Genomic DNA, 24403 nt, shown 5'->3' on the forward strand with positions numbered 1-24403 from the left:
GGGTAATTTCACTGACAACAGATAGTTATCCGTCATATGCAATTTAATATCCCTACGTTGCTCACGCTGTTTCGCGTCATCCTGATCCCATTCTTTGTATTGGCTTTTTACCTGCCATTCACCTGGGCTCCCTTTGTTTGTGCGCTGATCTTCTGTATCGCAGCGGTCACTGACTGGTTTGACGGTTTTCTGGCGCGCCGCTGGAACCAAAGCACGCGTTTTGGCGCCTTCCTCGATCCGGTCGCTGATAAAGTGCTGGTGGCAATCGCGATGGTCCTGGTGACAGAGCATTACCACAGCTGGTGGGTGACGCTTCCTGCCGCAACAATGATTGCGCGTGAAATTATCATCTCTGCACTGCGTGAATGGATGGCCGAACTGGGTAAACGCAGCAGCGTAGCCGTATCCTGGATCGGTAAAGTGAAAACCACTTCGCAAATGGCTGCTCTGGCCTGGCTGCTGTGGCGTCCAAATATCTGGGTAGAGTATGCTGGGATCGCACTTTTCTTCGTCGCCGCGATACTGACTTTGTGGTCAATGTTCCAGTATTTGAGCGCTGCACGTGGAGATTTGCTTGATCAGTGATCGTTTCGACGCAAATTTCAGCAAACGATCGTCAGTGGTGAAAAATATCGTTGACTCATTGCGTCAGGTAAGTAGAATGCAACGCATCGAACGGCAGCACTGATTGCCAGACGATAACAAAATCAAGTGATTAACAAAGTTACTTGGTGATGCGGGAATAGCTCAGTTGGTAGAGCACGACCTTGCCAAGGTCGGGGTCGCGAGTTCGAGTCTCGTTTCCCGCTCCAAATTTAAGACATCGGCAATAGCGGATGTCTGGCTGTAAAGCCAGAAGATTTCGGCGCGTTAGCAAAGCGGTTATGTAGCGGATTGCAAATCCGTCTAGTCCGGTTCGACTCCGGAACGCGCCTCCAATTTCTTCCCGAGCCCGGATGGTGGAATCGGTAGACACAAGGGATTTAAAATCCCTCGGCGTACGCGCTGTGCGAGTTCAAGTCTCGCTCCGGGCACCATGGGAAAGACAAGTATAATCAAAGCAATAAGCAGTGTCGTGAAACCACCTACGGGTGGTTTTTTTGTGCCTGAAATTCACGCCCTGTGCATATCCTGTGCTCACGGGGTGCAATGAGCTGCAATCTCCAGCCTGGCAATGCCGAATCGAACGTGTCGCCTCCAGCATAGAGAACCAGGCCGCTTTGCCTGTTTTCCGGTACTCTTCCAGGAAGGGGGGCCTGCTGAGCAAGCTGTAATGTTCTAGCCACCCTGAGTACAAAATTGCTTAATTCGTGCAATCACCTCATCTCTGTACTTCTGATGTCCGCGCATAGCCCTTGGATGGGCAATCCTAAAACAGATTGTATTACCTGTTTTGAACTCCCATAGCTTCCCCGGAATGACTGAAGAAGTCTCATAGCCGCCTAGCTCAGTAAGCACCTGTTTTATGATGTAGTCTGTCCTCCGTGCTCCAGATGCAAAGATGATGAAATCAGGCTCAAGGTATTTAATTTGTACCGCCAGCAGTTTCAGCGAGGCTAATATGACTTCCTGCACTTCATTTTGAGGGCGATTGAGAGGGGTCAGTCCGTCGTAATCCCACGCCAGTAGATTGGCATACACGATTGCCTGGGGAGGAATATTAAGCTCCCGGGCCAGCCTGAAATGATATTGCGTGAAGCGGCTACGTGATTTGAGGTCGGTGGTGCCATCATTTTGTACCGGAAGATGATTCCTGTAACGAGCTACAGCCTCTTCAACCACTTGCCCGATGGTGACGTCAGGTATAAGTCCCAGCACCCGTGACATCGTATTCTTACCATTCAGCGTATTCCAGCTAGCGGTTTCACGTCCAACCAGCATGATTTTTACCGGTGAATGCCAGTATTCTTCAAAGGGTACAGGTAAAAAGACGCCTGAGTATTTATCCTCACTCAGGTTAAATGACCGGGCGTCAACCTCCTGTAATATCCGTTTGTACGCGTCAAATAGCCTTTCCATTCTCCAATCCCACCCCGTAATAAATACACCTTCAGATATATATTATTTTCATGATATCAGTAAGATACATGTGGGTAATTATGAAAAAATCCTTCCGATTCACCAATTCATCCATCAAAGCCCTTCCGGCAAACACTGGTACCCGTTCTACAGAGCTTGAGGTGTCTGATACCGAAGTCATCGGCCTTAAATGTCTCTCAGGCCGAACGGGTAACAAACGTTTTCTCTTGCGCTACACATTCCACGGTACCAAAAAAAGTATCAGTATTGGCAGATTCCCTGAAATTGATGTGGGGACAGCCCGTCAGATAGCGCGTCGTCACAAAGAGTCAATTGCATTGGGTAATGACCCGAAAGCGGAGCGCGATAACTACCGTGCGATGCCCACACTTAGTGAGTTTTTCCACCAGACCTATGTTCCGTTCATCAAGCGCCATAAAAAGTCCTGGGATAAGGATGTGCAGCGTTTCACGCAATACATTGAATCCCGTCTGGGGAAGATTCGTTACTGTGACCTTCGGGCCCGGGAGATCCAGCAGGTGCTTTTCGACATGCTTGAGGGTCGTATTCACGGCCAGCAGTATGCCCCGTCTACCTGTAACAGGGCACTGGCTATTCTGAAAACTATGGGGCGTTATGCGCTACGACAGGATGTCCTGGAGAAGAATGAAGCCGATAAGATCCCTTTGCTGAAGGAGAATAATCAGCGGACGCGCTTTTTTGACGCTGATGAGATCAGGAGGATCCTCGATGCTGCATCTCGATACCGCAATAAAGCTGCCGGAGGGCTGATCGCCATGTTGCTGCTAACTGGCACCCGCAAATCAGAAATGCTTAACGTCATGCACAAACATATTGATCGGGATAACAGGTCCTTGTTCATTCCTTATACTAAGAATGGTCGCAGCAGGACTGTGTATCTCAGTGATGTCGCATTATCGATTATTGATTCGATCCCAAGGGTTGGCAGTAACCCCTATCTGTTTGCCGTAAAAGATAATGGAAAGCCGATATCAGAACCCCGCTGGGCGTATGAAAAAATACTGGCCGAGTGCGGTATAGATAAGAGTGAAGTCTGTTTCCACACCACGCGGCATTCCGTCGCATCATTACTTGTCTCCAGTGGCCAGTACAGTCTGTATGACGTTAAAGCCCAGCTGGCGCATGCCAGTATTCAAAGCACGGAGCGCTACGCGAAATTGACACCAGAGCGTATGCGTCAGACCGGGCAGGGCGTAACTGACCTTCTTTTGAACACCGTTACTGCTGGTAACAATGATGATTTTAGCACCCCTTAAACGTGGAGAATGATTATGTCGTTAAAATGTCCTAAGTGCGCTAGCCGAAACACAGTGACAGAAACAGCCGGAAAGATAGCGGCGTTGACTCACGATGATCGGTTCCTGACAACGTCAGCGGGTTATATCAGCTCGAGTCAATTATCTGAATTGCTCAAAGACATCATCAGGGCAATAAAACGTCTCTTTGGGTTTATGGAGCAACGAGAGAGAAATAATGCGCCAGTGCTGGTCTGTAAATCGTGTGGATATTATGAACGAATATAGATGGCCTCTGAAGTCAATTATAGATTCTTTTCCCTGTCTATCTAACCCCGATACTTAAAACGTATCGGGTTTTTTGTTTATGAGGATTTTTCAATGAAATTGGTCTCGAGCTGGCAAGACCTGCCGTCGCTATTTCTTCCCGATTCAGTTATGACTGTCTTGAGAAAAGAATTGATTCTCCCATTTGATGATGAAGCTTCCGCAATGATTTTTTGGGGAAAGGTCGGTGTGACATTAATGTACATTGAACCCGGTGATGTTCCCGAAGATATTAAACAACACGTATTGGATGTAATTCATCATTTAATTGCAAACCCTGAGTTCGTGGTCTATCTGACAGATGAATATTACTTGATGCTATCAATTACAGAAGATAATGGAAATGGTATTTATTTGTTGTTTCATCCCAATTGCCCTCTGGGCGGGATTGATACATTAATGTCTGTGGCGGAATCCCGTCTGTAAATCAGATTAAAATCAGGAGATAAAAATGAGAAAATCAAAGTCAGGAAAAAATAATAATGAACACGATGAGCTGGAGTTAAGTAATGATTTAAGTGACGTTGAAAAAAGTATCACTGAAGATGAGCAAATATTACCTGAAGAAAGTTATAAGCTGCTCATTGAATCAGGACAGACGGAAAAAATCAGCCCTAAAGCCAGTGGTATGCTGACATGGCAACTGGCAATGTCTGAAACGGATAATGAACTTTATCTGCGCCTCCTGGCAAATGGCAGCGGGGGATTGTTCTCTAAGGACTGGATTTCACTTTCTAAAATTGAAAGTGTGCTCGAAGTACAACCAACGACGGGCTTCACATCTGGTGTATTCAGGCCTCTGTTTAAAGGGGCTAGTGCCAATAATGCTGGTTTTCTGGCTGCTGTTCTGCGCTCGCCAGATATATGCCTGCTGGAGGCGCATCCGGAGAAATTGTTTACGCATGTTTTATATGCCGACTGGCGGGTGCGCCTGAAAACACTCAGCAAGGTTGGTGATCGAGAAAGGGTTGCGGAGGATTAATTCTTTACCAGTACGTTCATACAATCAGATACGCCTACTCACTACTATTCACCTTCTTCAGGAGAGTTCATTATGCAAACCCAGTATGTCTTAAAACAGGCAGGATTAATGCTGCCTGTTACCAAGTTATTTCAGCAGCACATCGCTACGCTTCTGGCAGAACAATCTCTGCAAACATCGGTTAGATCAGTAGTCATTAATTTCCGTGATCCGGACTACAGTGCAGAATCCGGTGGCTTTCACCCGGTTGAAATGCGGTTTATCCGTAAAGATAACGAATGGTATTTCGATTATGTCACAGACTTTAGTTACATGGGGCGAGTCTACCCGGAACTGGAAAAGGAAATGGACTTTTGTTGGTCGGGTCATTATGTCTTCCATTATTTGGCTGGAGATATTGCACTGACAGCAGAGATGAATGAGCTCTGGTCTTTGTGGGAGGGAAACTTTATGGAGTATCTGGCTATGGATGTTTACCGGGTAGCGGTAACTCCGGAAAGTTGTTGACCCGTTATGAACAGGAAGAAAGCGGGCGGCTTTGTAATCTTCTGCATGTGGCGTGCATCACAGCATGGGGATGATGTCTCTTTTACCAGGCTGTTCGCATAAAAATGTGCAGACACGGGGGATCTCAGATCCCTCGTGGTTTAGTTCCAAATGGAGTGTCCCTTAGAGGCAGGGTGATAACGATTACTCTATTACCCCAACGGCAGTTTTACACCGCATAAATAATATCGATATTACAGTGTGTTAGGTGAGGAGTTGGCCGATGGATTGTTAAAACGAAACTATACAGGTACCCATGATGCGTCAGTCACGAGGCGAGAAGATCGCTGAAAGACTGGGGTGGATATTGCTCCAGCTCTATACCGGTAATTCTCTGTCGGTTAATGATATTTGCCAGCAGTTTTCTGTTTCCCGTAGGACAGGGCGACGGGACTTATTGAGGGTGGAAACAGTAACGGAAGTTATTTCTCCCGGGAAAGTGCGGTTGGCTCCTCTGATAAGAGAGCGAGTCAGGCAAGGAATATTCAAATAATTTTCTCTACATGGACATAACCTGTCCTCGCATTGCATTAGGCTCTGCAATGAACCAAATAAATCACCTTAATTTAGGATATAAGATGAAAAGAAAGATAATAGCGACTCTGTTGTTCATAGGTTTTTTGTCACAGGCGCATGCCGGGCTTGTTCAGGTAAATAACCGTGTAGCCTGTTATCTTGCGATGGACAGTACAAACAGGCAACTCATGCAGTCAGATAAAAAGGTCACTGCTGAAATTCATAAATATCTGGAGGGAGAGCTACAACGTTATGGCGTTGACGAAGAATCGATTAATGAAAACACCATCGCCTTGGAGAATGAACTGCCTCGGGCATACCAGCAGGCAGCGTTTGCAGATAAGTGTGTGACATTTTACCGAAACCATCAAACAGACAGTAGCCAGAACAGATAATTCCTCTCATCTAAGTGGATATGAATGATATGAAAAAGATAATTATTGTATGTCTTGTGGCTATTGTGCCTCTCACCTCAATAGCCGCTTCCGTTTCTCTTGATACAGCAGGGCGTTGTTATGAAGCTACTCGCCAGTCAACTCAAATGGCGATGTTGCTGGATCCAAACTCAGCAGAATACAAAAATCTCAACAGTAATGCCAAAGAGTTATTTGGCACACTCTCCGGTGGCGTCGGAGAAAAGGACTCAAAGAAAATTCGGGATGCCTGGAAGGCCATTCTGGATAATGCCGGAATGGAAGGCCGTATGGCTAAATCTGATGGGTATCGGGAAATGAACCGATATCCGCAGGATGTCATTATGAAGGAGGCTAATAAATGTGTCCGTCTGGCAATTAAAGCTGGATTAGTTAAACTCTGACGATAAGGTATGCGGGAGTAATCACTCCCGTTTTTTAACAGAAAATAATCAACAATAATGTTTTTCAAAACTCCATTGTTTAATCAGTACTCATCCTCGCTTTGATTAATGCACACTCGTAATAAGAAATAATCACTTTTAGCAATGAATTTACTTTCTCCAGGTCACGGGGTGCAGCATAACCAACGATCCCTTTTTTCATAGGGCTAAAGCGTTCCTTGCGGGAAAGATTCATTGCTGCCAGTTGATCATCAATACCGTGCATTAACAAATGTCCGTTTTCACCGGCATTGAAGTGATTGCAAATCATCTCTGCATGCTGGAGGAGATGTTTGGGAACCACATTGAATGGCGCGTCAAGCCAGGCTTTAAGATGCGCATTCTGTTCATTATCATTGGCGTCAAGAAGGCCGCTGAGTAAATCCGTTGCCATTGTTTCAAAAAAATTCTCGAGCGCTTTTTCATCTTTATTCATTAGGGCTATCTCCGGTTGATTCCGTACTTTCATTCAGCTCGTATCGTTTCAGTGCAAGGCGTATGTCTTGCGTCACCTGATTACGAATCGATGCTGGTTTTAGAACTTCTACCCCGGGCATCCAGTATTTGATGAGGGGGATAATTTGGTCGAAGTGAGCCACCCGGGAAATCATGAGTAAATCCCCGCTTGCGGAAGTGTGAATAATTTCCTGTCCGGGTAACAGAGCGCGGCGTAAGAACCAGGGGGCTACACGTGCAGAAACTGACATCAGTACTTCAGTAAGCTCTGCGCCATACCAGATACTCTCCGCATTCTCGATTTGCAGATGAATCTCCGGCGACATGGCAAACGACACGTTACTGGGGAGAACCTGTTTCATCGCTGAAATGACGAAACTCTTCAGCACACCCCCCTCAATGGCAGCGAGATACCAGATCCCCCTGTCACTGACGATACGATAGGGCTCAATGGTGCTGTAGCTTTTCGCTTTATACATGAAGCTTATTTTTTTGCTGCTGCGAATCGTGTCTGACAATGTATTCAACGTAGACATAAAAACCCCACAATTTTCGTAGGGGCGCTGTTTGATGAGAAACGGATTACTTTCAGCATTGCCCAGCAATATGCCTAACAGGCGGTCATCCCAGCGTGGAAATAACCCTTCAATACCCAGAATACGCGTAAAGCGGCGCAAGTCTGTATTGCTGCGCTGTCCCAGAACGCCAACAGGAAGGTGATATTTCTTACCACTGCGAAGAAGGTTGAGATAAGCCAGCCGCTGCGTAAGGTCACGCCGGATGGTCTTATCACAGACATTAAACTCTTCAGCGAGCCCACTCACCGTGACCGAGTCACCGTTGTTAAGGCGAGTCAGTATCAATCCAAGGCGATACCCAAGTTTGTCATGCTTATCCATTCAGGCATCCAATCAATTGAAGCTGGAAGGATATTTTCAGCAGGGTGGTGGACAAGATGAGTCCAGGCCGAAGAGGGATTTCTAAAAAATAAAAACCATAAAATTCAGTGATATATTTTTAGCATGGTTTTTGTGGACTCAACCTGTCCATGTTGTGGTGGTTGCGGGAAGCAGCTTTATTACCGATGCTTCATTATCTACCAAACAGTAAAGCCCGCGACAGGGAGCGTGGGCTTAGCAAACAGGTATTCAGCGTGAAGGATTTACAAAACTACCGAGGGCAATGCGAAGCCAGGATATTTCAGCGTTATATGGTCCATCAGGCGAGTCATTCGGGAAGTTAGAGAACCAAAGATAATGGGTGGGAGCTTAGCCCGACCTGCATTTTTAACATCACTGGATGTCACAGAGTAGCCTGCTTCGACCAGCCATGCAGCTATCTCAACACTGGTTTGTCGCTTTCTGTCGTCCGGCGTGAGCCCCCATTGATGTTGAGCCAGGGCCCGCAGGAAAAGGCGAACAAGGACATCATCGCTTCGATTTTGTCCTACTTTCAGTTTCAGAGGGGTAAAAACGTTTCTGCAATAGAGAAAATCACACCAGTCCTCCCAGTCGGATTCGTCTTTCAGGGTATGTTTCTGTCGCCAGTCATCGAAAAGCTGGCGTTGCTTAAGTGCCTGCGCTATATCATTCCACGGACGGGAATACATCAACAAATGTCCATCATTCATGGTGGGGGCGATCAGTTGGCGCTTAAAGTCGAACTCCAGATTTAATCGGATATCCGATTCAACGGCGACAAGGTCGCTTTCATTCAACCACATATCACGGGTTGAAATGAGAGACCCCCTGCGAAGTTTCTGACCCGGAGCCCTGTTCATATAGAGATCTACCATATAGCGGTTATAGTCGTCGCGTGGAATATCAGCAGGGGGTTTAACGCCTGCACGTGCGTGGACGATTGGGAAGCCTTCTGATTCCTTATAGGTCAACTGTCCCCGGGTTTTCATGGCGACCAGTTGTCGGACCTGATGTTTACAGGTCAGCATAGACGAGCCCGGATCCGCAATGTCGCATAACGCCTGAAAACGTGAAGATAGCGGACCAGACATATCGATATTCTCGAGAGAGACATCTGTCAGAAAACCATCTGTAGTCACACTGACCACGATTGCATTCGGCGGAAGTGCATTCATCAACTCGCCCACCACCGCGCGGACAAATCCCGTGACATGTGCAGCAAAAAATGGCTGGGTGACTGACGAAGGCGGCAGAGGGCTGTTCAGCCCACGGGCGGTATCAAATGCAGTCTTTGCGTGAAGACCCTGAGCGAGTTTTCCGTACAGTGAATTTCCGATCTCTTTCCAGAATTTCTCCTCCAGAGACCCTTTATCATGGCGATTACGATTTTCGCGTACCTGTTGCACAAAGGGTAAAAACACGGAGCTTGCGAGTTTTGTCGGGGACGAGGCATTATCAGATTTATACTGACGCCATGGGATTATAATACCGTGCTGAATAGTTATTTCCGCACCCAGAGACAGTGCGAGGGCTATTTCCGGGGCGGTCGCCCATGATTCACCCGTCAAGGGAAAAAACAACCCATACTGGTCTGTTCTGACAGGCAGACAGGGGTAACGTACTGTGTCGGGGAATCGAAAACTGACCAGCGCAAATCCCATGGTATGTCCGCAAAATTCCTCAGGATTTTGGCCCGTATAAAGATTGTCATAATCGGGTTGCAAAACATCCAATAGGCCTGTGGTGTATGCGCCTGCCAAATCGTAGTCATACCATTGGCTTTCAGGGGTGATGCCCATCATAAAGCACTCATTTCGACCGCCGTGATAGCAGTTTATGGCGAATGTCTCATAAAGTTCCCTTGCGGGTATACTCTGCGTCGATTTTAACGTTCTGAATCCATGAGTATCCGGATTCCAGCACTGTTGCGATATTGTCCGGGTACCCATACAGACTTCAGGAGACTGGCCGCTTTCCTTAATGGTCTTGAGAAACCGGGAAACAGCCATCGCACCAATCGTGGTGGGGACGCGCTCAATCATCAGACTTTCGGTGCAGAACGATTTCACCTGTAAGGCATAGCGCACGGCAATTTCGGCATCACGAACTGCATAAACTTCGAAACCGCGTCGATCGCCTTTTAAATACTGGCGCATATCGCTGATTGAATAAGGTGCTGGAATGGTTAGTTTCGGCAGGCCAAGTAATTGGCCACATTCCGCCAGCCCCATCCCACCCGGAGTGATCAACAACGTATCGGTGAACGTCACATTGCTGCAACGGGGCGGGCTGGTCCGTTTATCAAACGTGATGAGGCTATTTTTTTCACGACGATTTTCGACTTCATCAAAATCAATACCGTAGCGGTTTTTAAAACTGCTAACTGTACTGCGAATTCCTTTCAGCAGTATTTTGTGATCGCTCCAGAAATCGGAAAACGAGGCAACATCAGCCCGCAGGAAATGAGCATAAAGCGTAATCGAACCCGGCCATTCGGTAATCTGCTCATTCTTCAATAGCGGCGTCAGGGTTTTCGCGAGAAAGTTTTTCAGCGACAGGCGATCTTTTTTGTGGGCGCTGGCGGGGTACAGGATTCCGGGAACACCCGTTCCATCAGGCAGCACAACATAACTCTGATAAGACAGAATGTCGTTTTGTTTTGTTGCAGGGTTATAGACGTATTCAGTGTCAAAGCCGATATCAAGATGTAACTGGCTGCTGACGTCCAGCCGTTTTTTTGATTTTTGCGGTATTAACGGAAAGTTATCAAGCGTTTTAGCGGTGTGGGCGACAGGTTGCGTCACACCCGCCACATTCGCGAGCAGTGCATTCATGTCAATCATTGGTGTTTCTCTTATTCAGGTGAGCGGTGCCACTACAGGCACCGTGAATTCAGGAGGGAAATCAGATGAGAGCTGTACGAATCTCAGCAAAAAGTTGCTCTTTGTGCTCATCATCATTGGTCGCGACGAATGAAACGAATTTTTCGTTCACTGTAATTACGACGCCGTTAGGCGTTTTTTTGACCATAGGCAAAAGCCGCGAGGAGAGAAGGCAGTTTGCATGTAACCAGCGGAAGCGTGTTGCTTCAAATTCACGACTACCAAGAGCGGTAGCCAGTTCCTGAAATGCATCATCAAGGGTGTCAGGTTTAGCTGATTCGCTGACTAGTGCTCCACCATAATGGTTGACCAGCATCAGAATGGCCTGTTCGCTGTCCTGGAACAGGCTGATGCCGTGGACGAACTTCAGTCGGGCAATACAGCTACGACCTTCGTAGATAGCCTCGTCAGAAAGGCTGTCTTTGAAGATACTGACATAAGTGTTGAACGCTATTTTGGCGGCGTCCGGCGTGTCAAAGTGTTCAATGTGTAGTGCGCGGCTCGCCCGGCCAATAAAGTACAGACGGTTTTCAACGACACTGATGCCACTGACATCAGAAGCAGGAATAATGTTATTACTTGTGTTGACCAGATAATCAGGGTTGAGTGTTGTTACTGGTTGCATCGGTTTAGTTCCTTGATAAGAGAAATTAGTGCGAAGGCTGAATATTTGTTAGTTGCTGCTTTTCCCAGGCTTCCACTTCAGCCACGGGAAAACGGATAGCACGTCCCAGCCGGATGAACGGAGGGAGTTTCGCCGGGTTTCGGGTGATGTCGCTGGCAATCGTGCTGGGTGAAATCCCCCAGCGGAGAGCAAGCTGTTTGCTATTTATGTACATATCAGGGCTCCTCTGAGCTAAAAGTCGTTAGGGTTTTATCAGTCACTGCCGGGCCCTGCAGTGGTGTGCTCTAACCATACGAGCCGCGCAGTTTGATGACACGTCAAAAAACTCACAGCTCATTCCGTCAGATTTTTTATTTATATGCATCAATAACTTGTGATACGACCGCCTGAGAGTCCGCTACATTATGAAAGGCATAGCGGCGGGTCGCAGTGAGTGAATGGTGATTCAGTAATCGGGAGGCCATGGCGATATCGCTGGTTGCCTGTAGAACGCGGGTAGCAAACGTCCGGCGAAGGTCATGCATGCGCAGGTTTTCTATACGGGCATCCCGACAGGTACGGGCAAAGGTTTCACGCGGATAGCTCAACTGACGAGTGGCGTCAGTAAGGCGAGGGAAAATCCAGCTCGTACTGAGTGCCAGTTGTTCCTGTCGCTGAATAATAGACACTGCGGGATTTGCAAGCGGGCAGGTGAATGGGTGCCCTGATTTCGTATCCGGGAGAAGTAACTGCTGTGCATCAGGATGCCAGTAATCCCATTTCAGGGTACAAACTTCACCAATACGCATACCGGTATAGAGTGCGAGCAATATGGCATCAGCAGCGGGCGTATTCAGGGCTTCAGCGGCAGCAATAAATAATGGAATTTCAGTGGCAGAAAGTGTGCGATACCGAACGTTGTTCTCTTTCAGATAACGAACGTGGGTCATCGGAGAATGATTTATCCATTCAGCGCGTACAGCCAGAGAGCATATCTTTGAGAGCAGAGCCAGAAGGCGGTTTATTGTTGCCGGGCTTAATTTCGGACGCAGGCCAGCGGCGAATTTTTCGATTTCCCCTGGGGTGATATGACAGAGGCGACGCTTTCCCCAGAAGGGACGGATATGGCGATTGAGCTTCGATAGCTCAGACTGTGGACTTTTCTTATATAACCGCATGTCAGGAAGCCACAAGTCATTGATAGCCTGTTCGACGGTATGACGGCGAGACTGTATGGCAAGGCGTTTTTTATTACCAAGCCGAATCATAGTGTTCAGACGGGCATCTTCAATATCGAGATGCGGGAAAGTGCCAAGCGTTTCATAAATACGCTGATTGTTGATGGTCGCCCGAAACGCAAGCGTGATTTGATTGGGATAGACCAGCGCCCTCAGATGGGGGCAGTGAATATCACGGTATTCCTGGCAACCAGTCGTCGGATGCGGCAGTTGCTGAAGTGATTTAGTGCTGAAACGCAGATCAATAATGGACATCGTAGTTCTCCTGTGAATATGTACCAGGAAAATTACGATGTCAGGGGAGCTAATTGCGAGTTGTCGTTTTCACAGTTCATCATTTCAATTTAGAACTGTATTTTTTTATCTTCAGACGACCTTTCTCTGTGGGCCGTGACGTTATGAGTTCATTTAGTCTGAGCAAGTGATAGTAATCGGGTGACATATTCCTCTTTGCTGAGACGACCTACATCGTTAATCTTTGAAGGTAGTCCCAGAGCTGTCGATTTTAGATCTAATAATCCTTTAACGGTTTTACTTTTACCTTCAAGAAAAAGGATAATTTCTTTGGCTGTGGGTTTCCATGCGGGAAATAAAAGTAGTGCAATGTAAATATAGGTCTTGTGTAAAATCTGGTTTATGTTTTTTTGTATCCCTGTCATGTTTTCTTTATCTCGGGGGATGGTTTCATTAAAAATAAACTTGTCAGGGTTGGTTAAAGTGGCTGTATAGCCATTTTCATTAATAACAGGTCGCATAACCTCACAGGGTATCATTGCAAACGTAATCAATTGAATCATTGTAGGATGGTTGAGATGGCTGTTTTTAATAAGCCCAGTATTTATCATTAGGTCTATTGTTTTAAACAGGAAGGTAAAATAAAATTCATCACAAAGTCGTGCAAAGAAAAGGAGGGCGGTATCCCGAGGTTCCAGGTTTGAAACTTTCGGGAGAGAGTTCATGAAATCTGACGAGGTGATATATTTAGTGATGCTTTCACATGTGTCTTTGAGGGTGCTGCGATGGCTGAGCATTGTAGCCTTTCCATCCCAATGGTCAGATTCATTATTTTGATACGTTTTTTCATCCACAAGAGTATTGAGGGAGTTTAAAAATGAGAAAAACGGATGTGTCGAGTCTTTGGATGCCTTATCCAGAAATATCTCCAGAAATGTGTCAATTTCCTTTAGGGTTTTAACTGGGATTTTATTTTGTTTAATCGATATACGGCCATAGATATTAATAGCCAATATTTCGAACTCCTTACGTTGTAGCGCACACCATTTTTCAAGGTAATCGGTATGCTGAAAAAAATTAATCTGATTGGATGTTGATGCGGAGGGCGCGAAAATCTCGATAGAGGCTAATGAGGGGCGCATCTTACGCGTGCCATCTGGTTGTTCTTGTGTCATCAGGTGTAGTAAATCATCCTCAGTGAAAATTTCGGATAATTTATCAATGTCATTCTGATATTTAGCTAGAAGGTTAGCGTTTTTTTGTTCTCGTTTAGGGTGTTCAAGATAGTTTTCAAACATAATGTGCCTCGTTTATTTAGGTCAGAAACCCTTTTTCTGATGGAAGTTTGCAAGGTAGTGCTGTGATTACAAGAGAATGAGTAGGCTATTTACCCCAACGACAGTTTTACACCATAGCTTATATTGAGTCTATCCTACTAATATTATTAGAATTTATTAACTTGTAAACCTGAGGGCATCCGTAAGTCATCTGTTGGTAGCAGGTGGACAATTCCCGTAAAGATACTGCGATTCAGGTGTGTCCAGGGGCGTTTCTTGAGGTATCATTTACCACAATTTTTTACGATGCAAAGCCCTGCATCGCTAGCTTTTCTTCATACCAGGATGATTCATGAACGACAAAATCAGTCAGGACACGATCAACAAAGCCCTGTGGGCCGCGTGTGATACGTTCCGTGGCACCATCAGTGCTGATACCTACAAAGACTTTATCCTTACAATGCTGTTCCTTAAGTACATTTCTGATGTCTGGCAGGATCACTATGACGAATATAAAGAGCAATATGGTGATGCGCCGGAACTGATTGAAGCGATGATGGCGAATGAACGTTTCGTGTTGCCGAAAAGCGCCAGCTTTTATGCGCTGTATGAGCGCCGTCATGAGCCAGGCAACGGTGAACGTATCGATCAGGCATTGCATGCGATTGAAGAAGCCAATGGCACCAAACTGAAAGACGCCGGGAAAAGTGTCTTCCAGGATATTTCGTTTAACACTGACCGCTTGGGTGAAGAAAAACAAAAGAACACCATCCTGCGTCAGCTGCTGGAAGACTTTGCCGGTGAAGATCTTAACCTGAAGCCAAGCCGTGTAGGTACGCTGGACGTTATCGGTAATGCCTACGAATATCTGATTAAAAACTTTGCCGCCAGCGGTGGGCAAAAAGCCGGGGAATTCTATACCCCGCCGGAAGTCTCGGACCTGATTGCTGAACTGCTCGATCCGCAGCCGGGTGATACCATTTGTGATCCTGCCTGTGGTTCAGGTTCGTTGTTAATGAAGTGCGGGCGTAAGATTGTCTCCGGGCATGACAGCCGTAACTATGCATTGTTCGGTCAGGAAGCGATTGGCTCCACGTGGTCGCTGGCGAAAATGAACATGTTCCTGCATGGCGAAGACAACCACAAAATCGAGTGGGGCGATACCATTCGTAACCCGAAGCTGCTCGATAAAAATGGCGACCTGATGCTGTTTGATATCGTGACCGCAAACCCACCGTTCAGCCTGGATAAGTGGGGTCATGACGAGGCCGAGAATGATAAGTTTGGTCGTTTCCGTCGCGGTGTACCGCCGAAGACTAAAGGAGATTACGCCTTTATCTCACACATGATAGAAACCCTAAAACCGGGGACTGGTCGTATGGGCGTGGTGGTGCCACACGGTGTGCTGTTCCGTGGCTCCAGCGAAGGCAAAATTAGGCAGAAACTGATTGATGAAAATCTGCTGGATGCGGTGATTGGTCTACCAGAGAAATTGTTCTACGGTACGGGGATTCCGGCTGCGATTCTGATTTTCAAAAAGCAGAAAGTGGATGACAAGGTGCTGTTTATCGATGCCAGCCGCGAATTCAAGGCAGGTAAAAACCAGAATCAGCTCAGCGAAGAAAACATTGAGAAAATCGTCAAGACCTACCGTGATGGCGATAACGTCGAGAAATACGCCTATCTCGCCAGCCTGAAGGAGATTCAGGACAACGACTATAACCTCAATATCCCTCGTTATGTCGATACCTTTGAGGAAGAGGACGAGATTGATATACGTGCCGTACATGCCGAACGTGAGCAATTGAAAGTGGAACTGGCGAAGCTGGAAACGGAGATGGCAGGTTACCTGAAGGAGTTGGGTTATGGTGCCTAAGGGATGGAACAGCTGGATATTAAGTGATATTTGTAGAAAGCAAATATCATATGGGATTGTACAGACAGGGGATAATTTGCCCAACGGTATACCATGTCTTCGAGTTGTGGATCTCACACGAGATGTCATGCGTCTCGAGGATATGATTAAGACATCTGAAGAGACAAATAAAGCATACAGAAAAACAATACTGGAGAAAGATGAAATCGTAATGGCATTGCGTGGAGAGATTGGCTTAGCACGTCTTATTGACGATAATCTTGTCGGCGCAAACATTACTAGAGGTTTGGCAAGGATCTCTCCTGAAACTAAAGTTGTTCTTCCCGAGTTCTTACTGTGGGAACTTCGGTCCCCTCAATTCCGGGCGGATTTAATACGGAGAGTCGGTGGATCAGCATTACAAGAAATATCGCTGACAGAATTACGCAAGGTAAGAACATTATTACCCCCCCTTCTTGAACAGAAAAAAATAGCCCAAATCCTATCAACCTGGGATAAGGCGATTTCGGTGACGGAAAAGATTCTAGCCAACAGTCAGCAGCAGAAAAAAGCCCTAATGCAGCAATTGCTTACCGGGAAGAAACGTCTGGGGATGCCTGCTGACAGCTATGAATTTAAGCTTACTCATTATGGCTCGATTCCGAAAGACTGGGATTATCCAGCAATCAAGGAAGTATGTACTCAAGTAAGCGAGAAGAATTCAGAGGCTGCAGATTACCCAGTCCTTTCATGCTCTAAGCATGATGGTTTTGTCGATTCTCTGAAGTACTTCAACAAGAAAGTTTACAGTGATGATTTATCGGGTTATCGATTAATTCATCGTGGTTGTTTCGGTTTCCCTTCTAACCACATAGAAGAAGGTTCTATTGGGCTTCAGAGCCTTTATGAAACAGGCATCGTTAGCCCGATTTATGTGGTTTTCAGAGCATCGCCAACTTTGGTAGACAACTCTTATTTGTATGCGGTTCTAAAAACGGATCACTATAGGCAAATATTTGGTGCGGCAACTAACGCTTCTGTTGATCGCAGAGGAAGCCTACGTTGGAAAGAATTCAGCCAGATTCATGTGCCCTTACCACCGTTGAAAGAACAACAAAAAATTGCCGCCGTCCTGTCCGCTGCCGACGCTGAAATCTTCACGCTGGAGAAAAAACTCGCCTGTCTGAAAGATGAGAAAAAAGCCCTGATGCAGCAATTACTGACCGGAAAGCGTCGTGTGAAAGTAGAAGCTGAAGAAGCCGTGAGCGCTTAACGCGAAGAACAAGGAAAGCCAATGAACCAGACGTACACGCCAAAGTTTCAGGAAGAATACAGCGCCAAAATCCCGGCACTGACGCTACTGACCAGCCTCGGCTGGACGTTTTTACCCCCGAAACAGATTATGGATTATCGGGGCTATAAACAGGATGAGGTAGTGCTGCGTCCGGTTCTTCGTGAGGCGTTGTCGAAGCGTTCCTTTATGGCGGGTGGCAAAGTCTGCCAGTTATCGGAAAAAGCGCTGGATAACCTGATATCACAGGTTTGTTCTCCGGCGCTGAACGAAGGGCTGCTGAAAGCCAATGAGCGGATGTACAACCATCTGCTCTACGGTATTGCCGTCACCGAGTTTGTTGATGGCAAGAAGGTTAACCCCACCATTGCGCTGATTGACTGGGAACATACGGAAAATAACCAGTTCCACTTTACTGAAGAATTTACGGTATTGCGGTCAGGCGGTGTTGAAACCCGCAGACCGGATATTGTCTGTTTTGTTAATGGTATTCCGCTGGCTGTTATTGAAGCGAAAAGCCCGGCAGGCCACGGCAAAAAAGGGCCAACCATTGACGAGGGGATATCTCAGAGTATCCGTAATCAGCTCAACGACGAAATCCCGCAGCTGTTTGCCTACAGCCAGCTATTGCTGTCGATTAACGGGCATGACGGGCGCTACGGTACCTGCCATACGCCAATGAAATTCTGGGCAGCATGGCGCGAAGAAGATATTACCGATCCGCAAATGTATGCGCTGCGCAACCATCAGTTATCGACTGAACAGATTCATGCGTTGTTTGATCATCGTCCTTCAGCCGATCTCGACTGGTACCAGCAGTTAATCGCCGCTGGTGAACTGGCTGTCAGTGGACAGGATAAGCTGCTTATCAGCCTGCTTTCGCCGGAACGTCTGCTGGAGATGACCCGCTTCTTCACCCTGTTTGATAACAAAACCGGGAAAATTGTCGCCCGCTATCAGCAGGTGTTCGGGATAAAAAGACTGCTGGAACGCATCAGCACACGCAGACCGGACGGGGGCAGGGAAGGTGGTGTTATCTGGCATACCACGGGGTCCGGTAAATCGTACACCATGGTGTTCCTCAGTAAGGCGCTGATTCTTCATGACAGCCTGAAGCAGTGTCGCATTGTGGTGGTGACGGACCGTGTCGATCTTGAAGGGCAGCTCAGCGGTACTTTTGCTTCTGGTGGAGAACTGGCCGGGAAGGATGATAAGGCCAAAGCGATGGCGACCTCAGGCCAGAAGCTGGCACAGCAGATTGGCTCCGGTAAAGAACGTATAATCTTTACCCTTATCCAGAAATTTAACTCAGCGACAAAATTGCCTGAATGCGTCAATACCAGCCCCGATATCATCGTTCTGATTGATGAAGGACACCGCAGCCAGGGGGGCGAGAACCATGTGCGAATGAAACTGGCCCTGCCGAACGCCGCCTTTGTGGCATTCACCGGTACGCCATTGCTGAAAGAAGATAAAACCACCAATAAATTCGGGCCGATTGTCCATGCTTATACCATGCAGCGGGCGGTAGAAGATCAGGCCGTGACGCCTCTGCTTTATGAGGAACGTATTCCCGATCTTGAGGTAAACGACCGGGCAATAGATGCCTGGTTTGACCGTATTACGGATGGGTTAAGTGAAGCGCAAAAAGCCGACCTTAAGCGTAAATACGCCCGTAAAGGTGAGGTTTACAGTGCAGATGACCGCATCCGGCTGATCGCACTCGATATCTCCGCACATTTCTCGAAAAATATTGATGAGGGGCTGAAAGGGCAACTTGCCTGCGACAGCAAGATTTCCGCCATCAAATATAAAAAGTATCTTGATGAGGCGGGGTTGTTTGAATCAGCGGTGGTGATCAGCCCTCCGGATACCCGGGAAGGGAATACCGAGGTGGATGAAAGCAAACTACCAGAAGTGACGAAATGGTGGAAGGATAATGTCGGCACGCAGGATGAGTCTGTGTATACCCGCAATATCATTAGCCGTTTCGATACCGATGATAAGCTCAAATTGCTGATTGTCGTCGATAAACTGCTCACCGGGTTTGATGAACCGAAGAATACCGTGCTGTATATCGACAAACCGCTTAAGTCCCACAACCTAATCCAGGCGATTGCCCGGGTGAACCGACTGCATCCACTGAAAAAGTTTGGCCTGCTGATTGATTATCGCGGTATTCTGGCTGAGCTGGACACCACTATCGGTAAATATCAGGATCTCGCCTCCCGAACCCAGGGAGGATACGACATCAAGGATATTGACGGGCTATACAGCGCCATGAGCTCTGAATACAAGCGCCTGCCGCATCTGTATAACCAGCTGTGGGCCATATTTGCTGGTGTCAAAAACAAAAATGATACTGAGCAGTTACGTGCGGTACTGGTGCCTAAAATGGAAGAACGTGACGGAGAGATGGTCGATATCCATCAGAAAACCCGTGATGATTTCTTCGAGGCGTTAACGGCCTTCGCCGGATGCCTGAAAGTGGCACTGCAGTCCGCCACCTTCTTCACCGACAAGAGCTTTACGGAACAAGACCGAAACCTCTATAAAGAAACCGTAAAACAGATGTCCAGCCTGCGCCAGTGGGCGATGCAGGTCAGCGGAGAGCAGGTCAATTATGACGACTACGCGGAGCAGGTGAAAAAACTGCTGGATAAGCATGTCACCGGCGTTGAGGTTCGTGAACCGGATGGCGTGTATGAAGTCGGTAAAATGGGCAAGAGCGAAAAGCCCTCAGAGTGGGACAACAATAAAACCCGCAATGAAACCGACATCATTAAAACCCGCGTGACGAAGATGATTGAGCAGGAATTGCGTGATGACCCGTATGCTCAGGAGGCATTTTCAAAACTCCTGCGTATGGCTATCGAAGAGGCTGAAAAACTGTTTGACCATCCGCTGAAACAGTACCTTTTGTTCCGTGAATTTGAAGAACAGGTTGAAGCCCGTAAGCTCAGCGATATCCCGGATGCACTGGCGGTAAACAAGCATGCTCAGGCGTATTACGGTGTATTTAAAAAAGAGCTACCTGAGGTTTTTGCGGTAAACGACGTTCAGGTGCAGGATAAGTGGACGAAGCTGGCCTTTGAAGTGGACAGCATTATCGTCAAAGCGGTGGCAGAAAACTCCCTGAATCCTCAGGACATTGAGAAGGTCGTTAAGACAAGTCTGTTACCACTGCTGTTTACGGCCTGCCGGGAAATTGGTGCCGGAATGAACCAGGTTAACCGTATTGTGGAAACCATCATCCAGATCCTGCGCGTTGGTTTGATGAAATCATGAGTGAAAAAGAATCGCCAGCAATGAAAGCGTTACGCATTGTTTATGGTGATGAGGTTATCGTCGTACAGTGTGTTCTGCGTCAGGTCGTAAAGGGCAGAGTACTCATCAAGGTGCATCCGGACTGTCGGGTTGTAGCCTCTGTCCCGCCAGAAACACCGGAGCACGAAGTACTGTCTGCGCTGAAAAAACAAGGGCGCTGGATATACCAGCAACTGCGTGATTTCAGGGAGCAACAGACACACATTGTTCCGCGTCAGTATGTCAGCGGAGAAAGTCATTACTATCTCGGTAAGCAGTATCAATTGAAAGTGACAGAGGATGCTACTGCCCCGCAACGAGTGAAAATGTTGCGTGGGCGTCTGGAAGTGACGGTCAGGCACAAATCGGCAGAAAAAGTTAAAGCGTTGCTGGCCGAATGGTATCGGGAACACGCCAGAGATGTCTTTCAACGCAGGCTTGATTTATTGATACCGCAGACCCTTTGGGTGAGTGAACGTCCGCCGATACGTCTGCGGGCGATGCAAACGCAATGGGGTAACTGTTCAGCAAAAGGCTGTCTGACACTGAATCCATGGCTGGTTAAGGCATCTTCAGAATGTATCGATTATGTCTTGCTACATGAGCTATGCCATGTTGCTGAGCACAACCACAGTGAAGAGTTTTACCGCCTGATGGGGCAGGTCATGCCGGGGTGGGAAAAGGTCAAGAAACGGCTGGACGGGATGGCAGGGATGTTGTTGGCTGATATGTGATTTTGGGGCTTATTCTAATTTAGAAACTAATCGGGGAAGTTATGTATTCAGTATCAAAGTATATTTTTTATACCGCTCTGATTCTTTATGTCCTGACATTACTAACTGTCAGCTATGTTGGTGTCTATTTAACTTATGTGGCTATTCCGGTGATTGTTGTTTCTGGATTATTAATGAAACTTATCGGTAAAAGAAAGAGTAAATCAGGAGAAGTATCAAATGTTGTAGCCAGGGTGCTAAATGATACAAATGCCGGGCTGGAACGTTTTAATGAAGGCATGCACTGGTTCAATGAGAAAAACAGAATCATAAATGAAAAAACAAAACCTCATAACGAACAAATTCATGCAATAAGAATGAAAATGATTGAGCCGGAGGTAAAGTTAAAATATGAAAGTGACCCTGAAAAAAGAAAAACACTTAATGCTTTAATTGAAAGTATGGAAAAAGATATCAGGATTATAGAATCCCAGAAAGATGAAATTAAAATGGCGATAGAGATAGATATTGCCCGCAAGAGGATTAATTAATAATGTTTGAGTTTTCTGCATGGATATTGATTAACAGTGACAGTTTTCAATAACTAAAATATCAAACAAATGGCATAGTAAACATGATTGTTAAAGGGAGGTTGAATTGCATTCTGAAGCGTTGGCTATCGAATTTATTGAACAACTGAAAGGCATCTCGGTTGAGGATGATGTTGAATTCAATTTTTTTGAATTGGGAGGTTCCGGATATCTCGAAAACCCAACAACGGATTTGATGGCTTTGTTTATGGGAGCCCAGAAAATGGTGCCGCCATGGTTGCTAAAAGCATTGTTATGTTGCCTGGATGATTCCCTCGATGTTGATGAAATTGATTTCACCTCTCTGGAATTAATGAGAGAAGCCAGAACAGAGGATGGGAAATATCTTGATATTCTTATCAGACATGATGAATTCATCATAGGTATTGAGCATAAAGTTTTGGCTGATACATATAATCCTTTTCCCAGCTATGTAAGTCTCATTGATAGTTACGGCGGCAACAATCAAAATCTATTTCGTTGTATATTAAAGCCTGATGGTAACTGCGCTAAAGGCGTAGACGGTTGGCAACTTATCAATTATTCACTGCTGCTGGAAACCGCCATCCGACGTCTGGGGTTGGAGATGATGAATCAAGAGTTCAGCAAGTGGACTGTTTTTTATCAGGAGTTTTTAAGTCATCTTAAAAAATTGAGTGAGGTTAGTATGGATAAGGTATCTGATAAAAATGTGGAGTTTGTCACTGAAAATTTCACGGCTTTGATAAAATCGGTTCAATTGCTGGAAATGTACCAAAATGCTATCACCGAGGAAGCTAAATCGGTTGTCTCAGAGGTATTGCCTGATATTCATATTGCAACAGGTATTAATAACTGGAAGGGTTACTATAAAGCAATTCATCTGATGCCTGGATGCTGGGGGCAAGGTAAAACAGGAATTACGTTAGTTTATCGCCCTTCAGAGGATGGACGAGATGAAGCTGAGTTCTACGTATATGGCTGGATACATTCAGATGATTACCCTGAAGTTAATGCACTAAAAGAAGAAATAAGAGTTGCTTTAAGTGCTGGAGATTTCATTCCAACAGCTAGCCCTGAAGACTACGAAGTATCAATTACTGGGAAGGGGAAAGTGCTTGAACTGAGTTTTTGGGGAAATACGAGAAGCAAAAAAGATGCACTGGTTCTTCTTAAGGATATGACTGAGTGGATGGACTCAAAAATAAGAACATAAAGTAATATGACTGGGTGATAACGTTCTTTTTTAAATTGTGGATTATTAGGCAGGGAATTAAAGTGTCGAATAGTCAGATATTGGAATAAAAGGAGAATATTCAAATGATTTATCAGTGTGATACTTGCAGTAGAACGACTTTTGAGGTTAATTGTCCCTGGTGTAGTGGAGTTTCACCTGTAAAAATGTCTGCATGGGGTTCTGCACCATCGACCGCACAAGCAATAGATATACAACGTATGACACCATTGAATCCATCGTTTTATCCCGAGTTTCAGTATCGTTCAAAGGGTGTGCTGAAAGATCTGTTTGGGAAAAAGAAAGAACAAACTCAGCTTAATCAATTGCTTGAAAATGTTCTCGAAAAATACTCCAGTTTAAAAGATCCATATTTTACTAACTTCATTTACACTTCCAGATTCTCACATAATAATAAATCGGAAGCAGATTTCTCAACAGATAATGGCACATACTCCGAATTACAACTTTTCCGTGAGGTGTTGATCAGAAAAGGGTTCAATGAGCTTGAGGAGTTACCTGAGCTATTAGATAAATTACTCCTTACCACGTCATTTAACGCTCTTTATTATGGTTTCGCTAAGGAAGTTAAACGGCATATTAAATCTACACTTACTGAATCCTTGAAGTCATGGATTGAGGAAGCAGGCACCACTTTTCGGGCAGATCTTTCATTATTTCTATTCTATATATGGAGTAATAAAATAGAGTTTTCATCAGTAGAATTCAATGAAAAAGCGGAGGCCACGCCTGGTGTCCCTTTGGTTTTATTTGATGAAGTTAAAAAATACTTGGCTGTGTGCGAACGTATTTATTTTGATATTCTGGTTGATAGATTAGCTACACGCCTTGAGCATTTTAACCCTAATAAATTCGTCACCATGTATTTAGTTGATGCAATGGACGGTTTCCAGTTCGAAGATTTCCTTGTGGAAATATTCCAGACTATGGGTTATGACGTCAAAGAAACCAAGAGAACGCAAGATCAGGGTGCAGATCTTTTCGTCACTCGATTTGGTAAGGATATGGTTATTCAGGCGAAAAATTATTCTGGTTCTGTAGGTAACTCGGCGGTGCAGCAGGTGATCTCTGCTAAAACGTTCTATGGTTGTGATGAGGCGATGGTTGTGACTAATTCCTACTTCACACGCTCTGCCAAAGAGTTAGCTGAGTCAGCCTTGGTACGTCTGATCGACAGGGATGAACTGCAAAAGTATCTGGATGATTACAATCAGAAGATAATCGAAGATTTCCAGTCAAACTCGTAACTTTGCAGTCATATAAATATAGCAAAGGACAGG

General features: G+C 46.0%; 23 protein-coding genes and 3 tRNA genes. 18 read left to right on the forward strand and 8 right to left on the reverse strand.

What is annotated here, in order from left to right; genetic code table 11:
• Positions 1-36: 36 nt before the first annotated feature.
• The 4 genes from pgsA (at position 37) to OGY72_RS24200 (ending at position 1037) form a co-directional block, all read left to right on the forward strand.
• The gene (gene pgsA, locus OGY72_RS24185; RefSeq protein ID WP_003030490.1) at positions 37-585 is read left to right on the forward strand and encodes a CDP-diacylglycerol--glycerol-3-phosphate 3-phosphatidyltransferase; all 549 of its coding nucleotides are present in this window, start codon (positions 37-39) and stop codon (positions 583-585) included.
• 151 nt (positions 586-736) lie between these two features.
• A tRNA-Gly gene (locus OGY72_RS24190) sits at positions 737-812 on the forward strand.
• 52 nt (positions 813-864) lie between these two features.
• A tRNA-Cys gene (locus OGY72_RS24195) sits at positions 865-938 on the forward strand.
• Positions 939-950: 12 nt separating this feature from the next.
• Positions 951-1037 (forward strand) — tRNA-Leu (locus OGY72_RS24200).
• Between the two features lie 241 nt (positions 1038-1278).
• On the opposite strand, the gene OGY72_RS24205 is transcribed toward OGY72_RS24200, so the two are convergent.
• A complete protein-coding gene (locus OGY72_RS24205) occupies positions 1279-2019 on the reverse strand; it encodes a hypothetical protein (protein ID WP_286550048.1) in 741 nt (246 codons plus the stop codon).
• A gap of 80 nt (positions 2020-2099) precedes the next feature.
• On the opposite strand from OGY72_RS24205, the gene OGY72_RS24210 reads away from it, so the two are divergent.
• The 7 genes from OGY72_RS24210 to OGY72_RS24235 all read left to right on the forward strand — a co-directional run bounded on the left by OGY72_RS24210 (position 2100) and on the right by OGY72_RS24235 (position 6484).
• Positions 2100-3317, forward strand: coding sequence for a site-specific integrase (locus OGY72_RS24210; RefSeq protein ID WP_286550049.1), 1218 nt, complete (start codon positions 2100-2102; stop codon positions 3315-3317).
• 360 nt (positions 3318-3677) lie between these two features.
• A complete protein-coding gene (locus OGY72_RS24215) occupies positions 3678-4049 on the forward strand; it encodes a hypothetical protein (protein ID WP_286550052.1) in 372 nt (123 codons plus the stop codon).
• A gap of 25 nt (positions 4050-4074) precedes the next feature.
• Positions 4075-4605, forward strand: coding sequence for a hypothetical protein (locus tag OGY72_RS24220; protein ID WP_286550055.1), 531 nt, complete (start codon positions 4075-4077; stop codon positions 4603-4605).
• A 72-nt stretch (positions 4606-4677) separates the two neighbouring features.
• Positions 4678-5112, forward strand: coding sequence for a DUF2787 family protein (locus OGY72_RS24225; RefSeq protein WP_286550057.1), 435 nt, complete (start codon positions 4678-4680; stop codon positions 5110-5112).
• 298 nt (positions 5113-5410) lie between these two features.
• Positions 5411-5644, forward strand: a complete 234-nt coding sequence (locus OGY72_RS24855; RefSeq protein WP_167350270.1) for a DeoR family transcriptional regulator — start codon at positions 5411-5413, stop codon at positions 5642-5644.
• An 85-nt stretch (positions 5645-5729) separates the two neighbouring features.
• Positions 5730-6062, forward strand: a complete 333-nt coding sequence (locus tag OGY72_RS24230; protein WP_286550060.1) for a hypothetical protein — start codon at positions 5730-5732, stop codon at positions 6060-6062.
• A 29-nt stretch (positions 6063-6091) separates the two neighbouring features.
• On the forward strand, positions 6092-6484 hold the full coding sequence (locus tag OGY72_RS24235; protein ID WP_286550063.1) for a hypothetical protein: 393 nt from the start codon (positions 6092-6094) through the stop codon (positions 6482-6484).
• A 79-nt stretch (positions 6485-6563) separates the two neighbouring features.
• Here OGY72_RS24235 and OGY72_RS24240 read toward each other — a convergent pair whose 3' ends face one another.
• The 7 genes from OGY72_RS24240 to OGY72_RS24270 form a co-directional block, all read right to left on the reverse strand.
• Positions 6564-6959, reverse strand: a complete 396-nt coding sequence (locus OGY72_RS24240; protein ID WP_286550066.1) for a hypothetical protein — start codon at positions 6957-6959, stop codon at positions 6564-6566.
• Entirely contained in the window at positions 6952-7878 is a 927-nt protein-coding gene (locus OGY72_RS24245; protein WP_286550069.1) for a helix-turn-helix transcriptional regulator, read from the reverse strand. The genes OGY72_RS24240 and OGY72_RS24245 overlap by 8 nt, the downstream gene beginning before the upstream one ends.
• 263 nt (positions 7879-8141) lie before the next feature.
• Positions 8142-10733: a DNA polymerase type-B family protein gene (locus OGY72_RS24250; RefSeq protein ID WP_286550219.1), complete on the reverse strand. Its 2592-nt coding sequence runs from the start codon at positions 10731-10733 to the stop codon at positions 8142-8144.
• Between the two features lie 70 nt (positions 10734-10803).
• On the reverse strand, positions 10804-11406 hold the full coding sequence (locus tag OGY72_RS24255; RefSeq protein WP_286550072.1) for a hypothetical protein: 603 nt from the start codon (positions 11404-11406) through the stop codon (positions 10804-10806).
• A 25-nt stretch (positions 11407-11431) separates the two neighbouring features.
• Positions 11432-11620, reverse strand: a complete 189-nt coding sequence (locus OGY72_RS24260; RefSeq protein ID WP_286550074.1) for a helix-turn-helix transcriptional regulator — start codon at positions 11618-11620, stop codon at positions 11432-11434.
• 136 nt (positions 11621-11756) lie between these two features.
• The gene (locus OGY72_RS24265; protein ID WP_286550077.1) at positions 11757-12878 is read right to left on the reverse strand and encodes a tyrosine-type recombinase/integrase; all 1122 of its coding nucleotides are present in this window, start codon (positions 12876-12878) and stop codon (positions 11757-11759) included.
• Between the two features lie 149 nt (positions 12879-13027).
• Positions 13028-14155, reverse strand: a complete 1128-nt coding sequence (locus OGY72_RS24270; RefSeq protein WP_286550080.1) for a hypothetical protein — start codon at positions 14153-14155, stop codon at positions 13028-13030.
• A 331-nt stretch (positions 14156-14486) separates the two neighbouring features.
• On the opposite strand from OGY72_RS24270, the gene OGY72_RS24275 reads away from it, so the two are divergent.
• From OGY72_RS24275 to OGY72_RS24305, 7 genes are all read left to right on the forward strand, one after another.
• Positions 14487-16010, forward strand: a complete 1524-nt coding sequence (locus OGY72_RS24275) for a type I restriction-modification system subunit M (RefSeq protein ID WP_000998251.1) — start codon at positions 14487-14489, stop codon at positions 16008-16010.
• Positions 16000-17262 carry a restriction endonuclease subunit S gene (locus OGY72_RS24280; protein WP_286550089.1) on the forward strand — a complete coding sequence of 421 codons (1263 nt, stop codon included), beginning with the start codon at positions 16000-16002 and terminating at the stop codon, positions 17260-17262. The genes OGY72_RS24275 and OGY72_RS24280 overlap by 11 nt, the downstream gene beginning before the upstream one ends.
• 21 nt (positions 17263-17283) lie before the next feature.
• On the forward strand, positions 17284-20568 hold the full coding sequence (locus tag OGY72_RS24285; RefSeq protein WP_286550092.1) for a type I restriction endonuclease subunit R: 3285 nt from the start codon (positions 17284-17286) through the stop codon (positions 20566-20568).
• Positions 20565-21320: a M48 family metallopeptidase gene (locus tag OGY72_RS24290; protein ID WP_286550095.1), complete on the forward strand. Its 756-nt coding sequence runs from the start codon at positions 20565-20567 to the stop codon at positions 21318-21320. The genes OGY72_RS24285 and OGY72_RS24290 overlap by 4 nt, the downstream gene beginning before the upstream one ends.
• Positions 21321-21361: 41 nt before the next feature.
• On the forward strand, positions 21362-21850 hold the full coding sequence (locus OGY72_RS24295) for a hypothetical protein (RefSeq protein WP_286550099.1): 489 nt from the start codon (positions 21362-21364) through the stop codon (positions 21848-21850).
• Positions 21851-21956: 106 nt separating this feature from the next.
• Positions 21957-23084 (forward strand): PD-(D/E)XK nuclease family protein, encoded by a 1128-nt coding sequence (locus OGY72_RS24300; RefSeq protein ID WP_237931716.1) that lies wholly within the window; start codon positions 21957-21959, stop codon positions 23082-23084.
• Positions 23085-23188: 104 nt separating this feature from the next.
• Positions 23189-24370, forward strand: a complete 1182-nt coding sequence (locus OGY72_RS24305) for a restriction endonuclease (protein WP_286550104.1) — start codon at positions 23189-23191, stop codon at positions 24368-24370.
• Positions 24371-24403: the final 33 nt, after the last annotated feature.

The organism is Citrobacter sp. Cpo221, from assembly GCF_030332345.1.
In the GTDB taxonomy this organism is placed as follows: domain Bacteria; phylum Pseudomonadota; class Gammaproteobacteria; order Enterobacterales; family Enterobacteriaceae; genus Citrobacter; species Citrobacter portucalensis.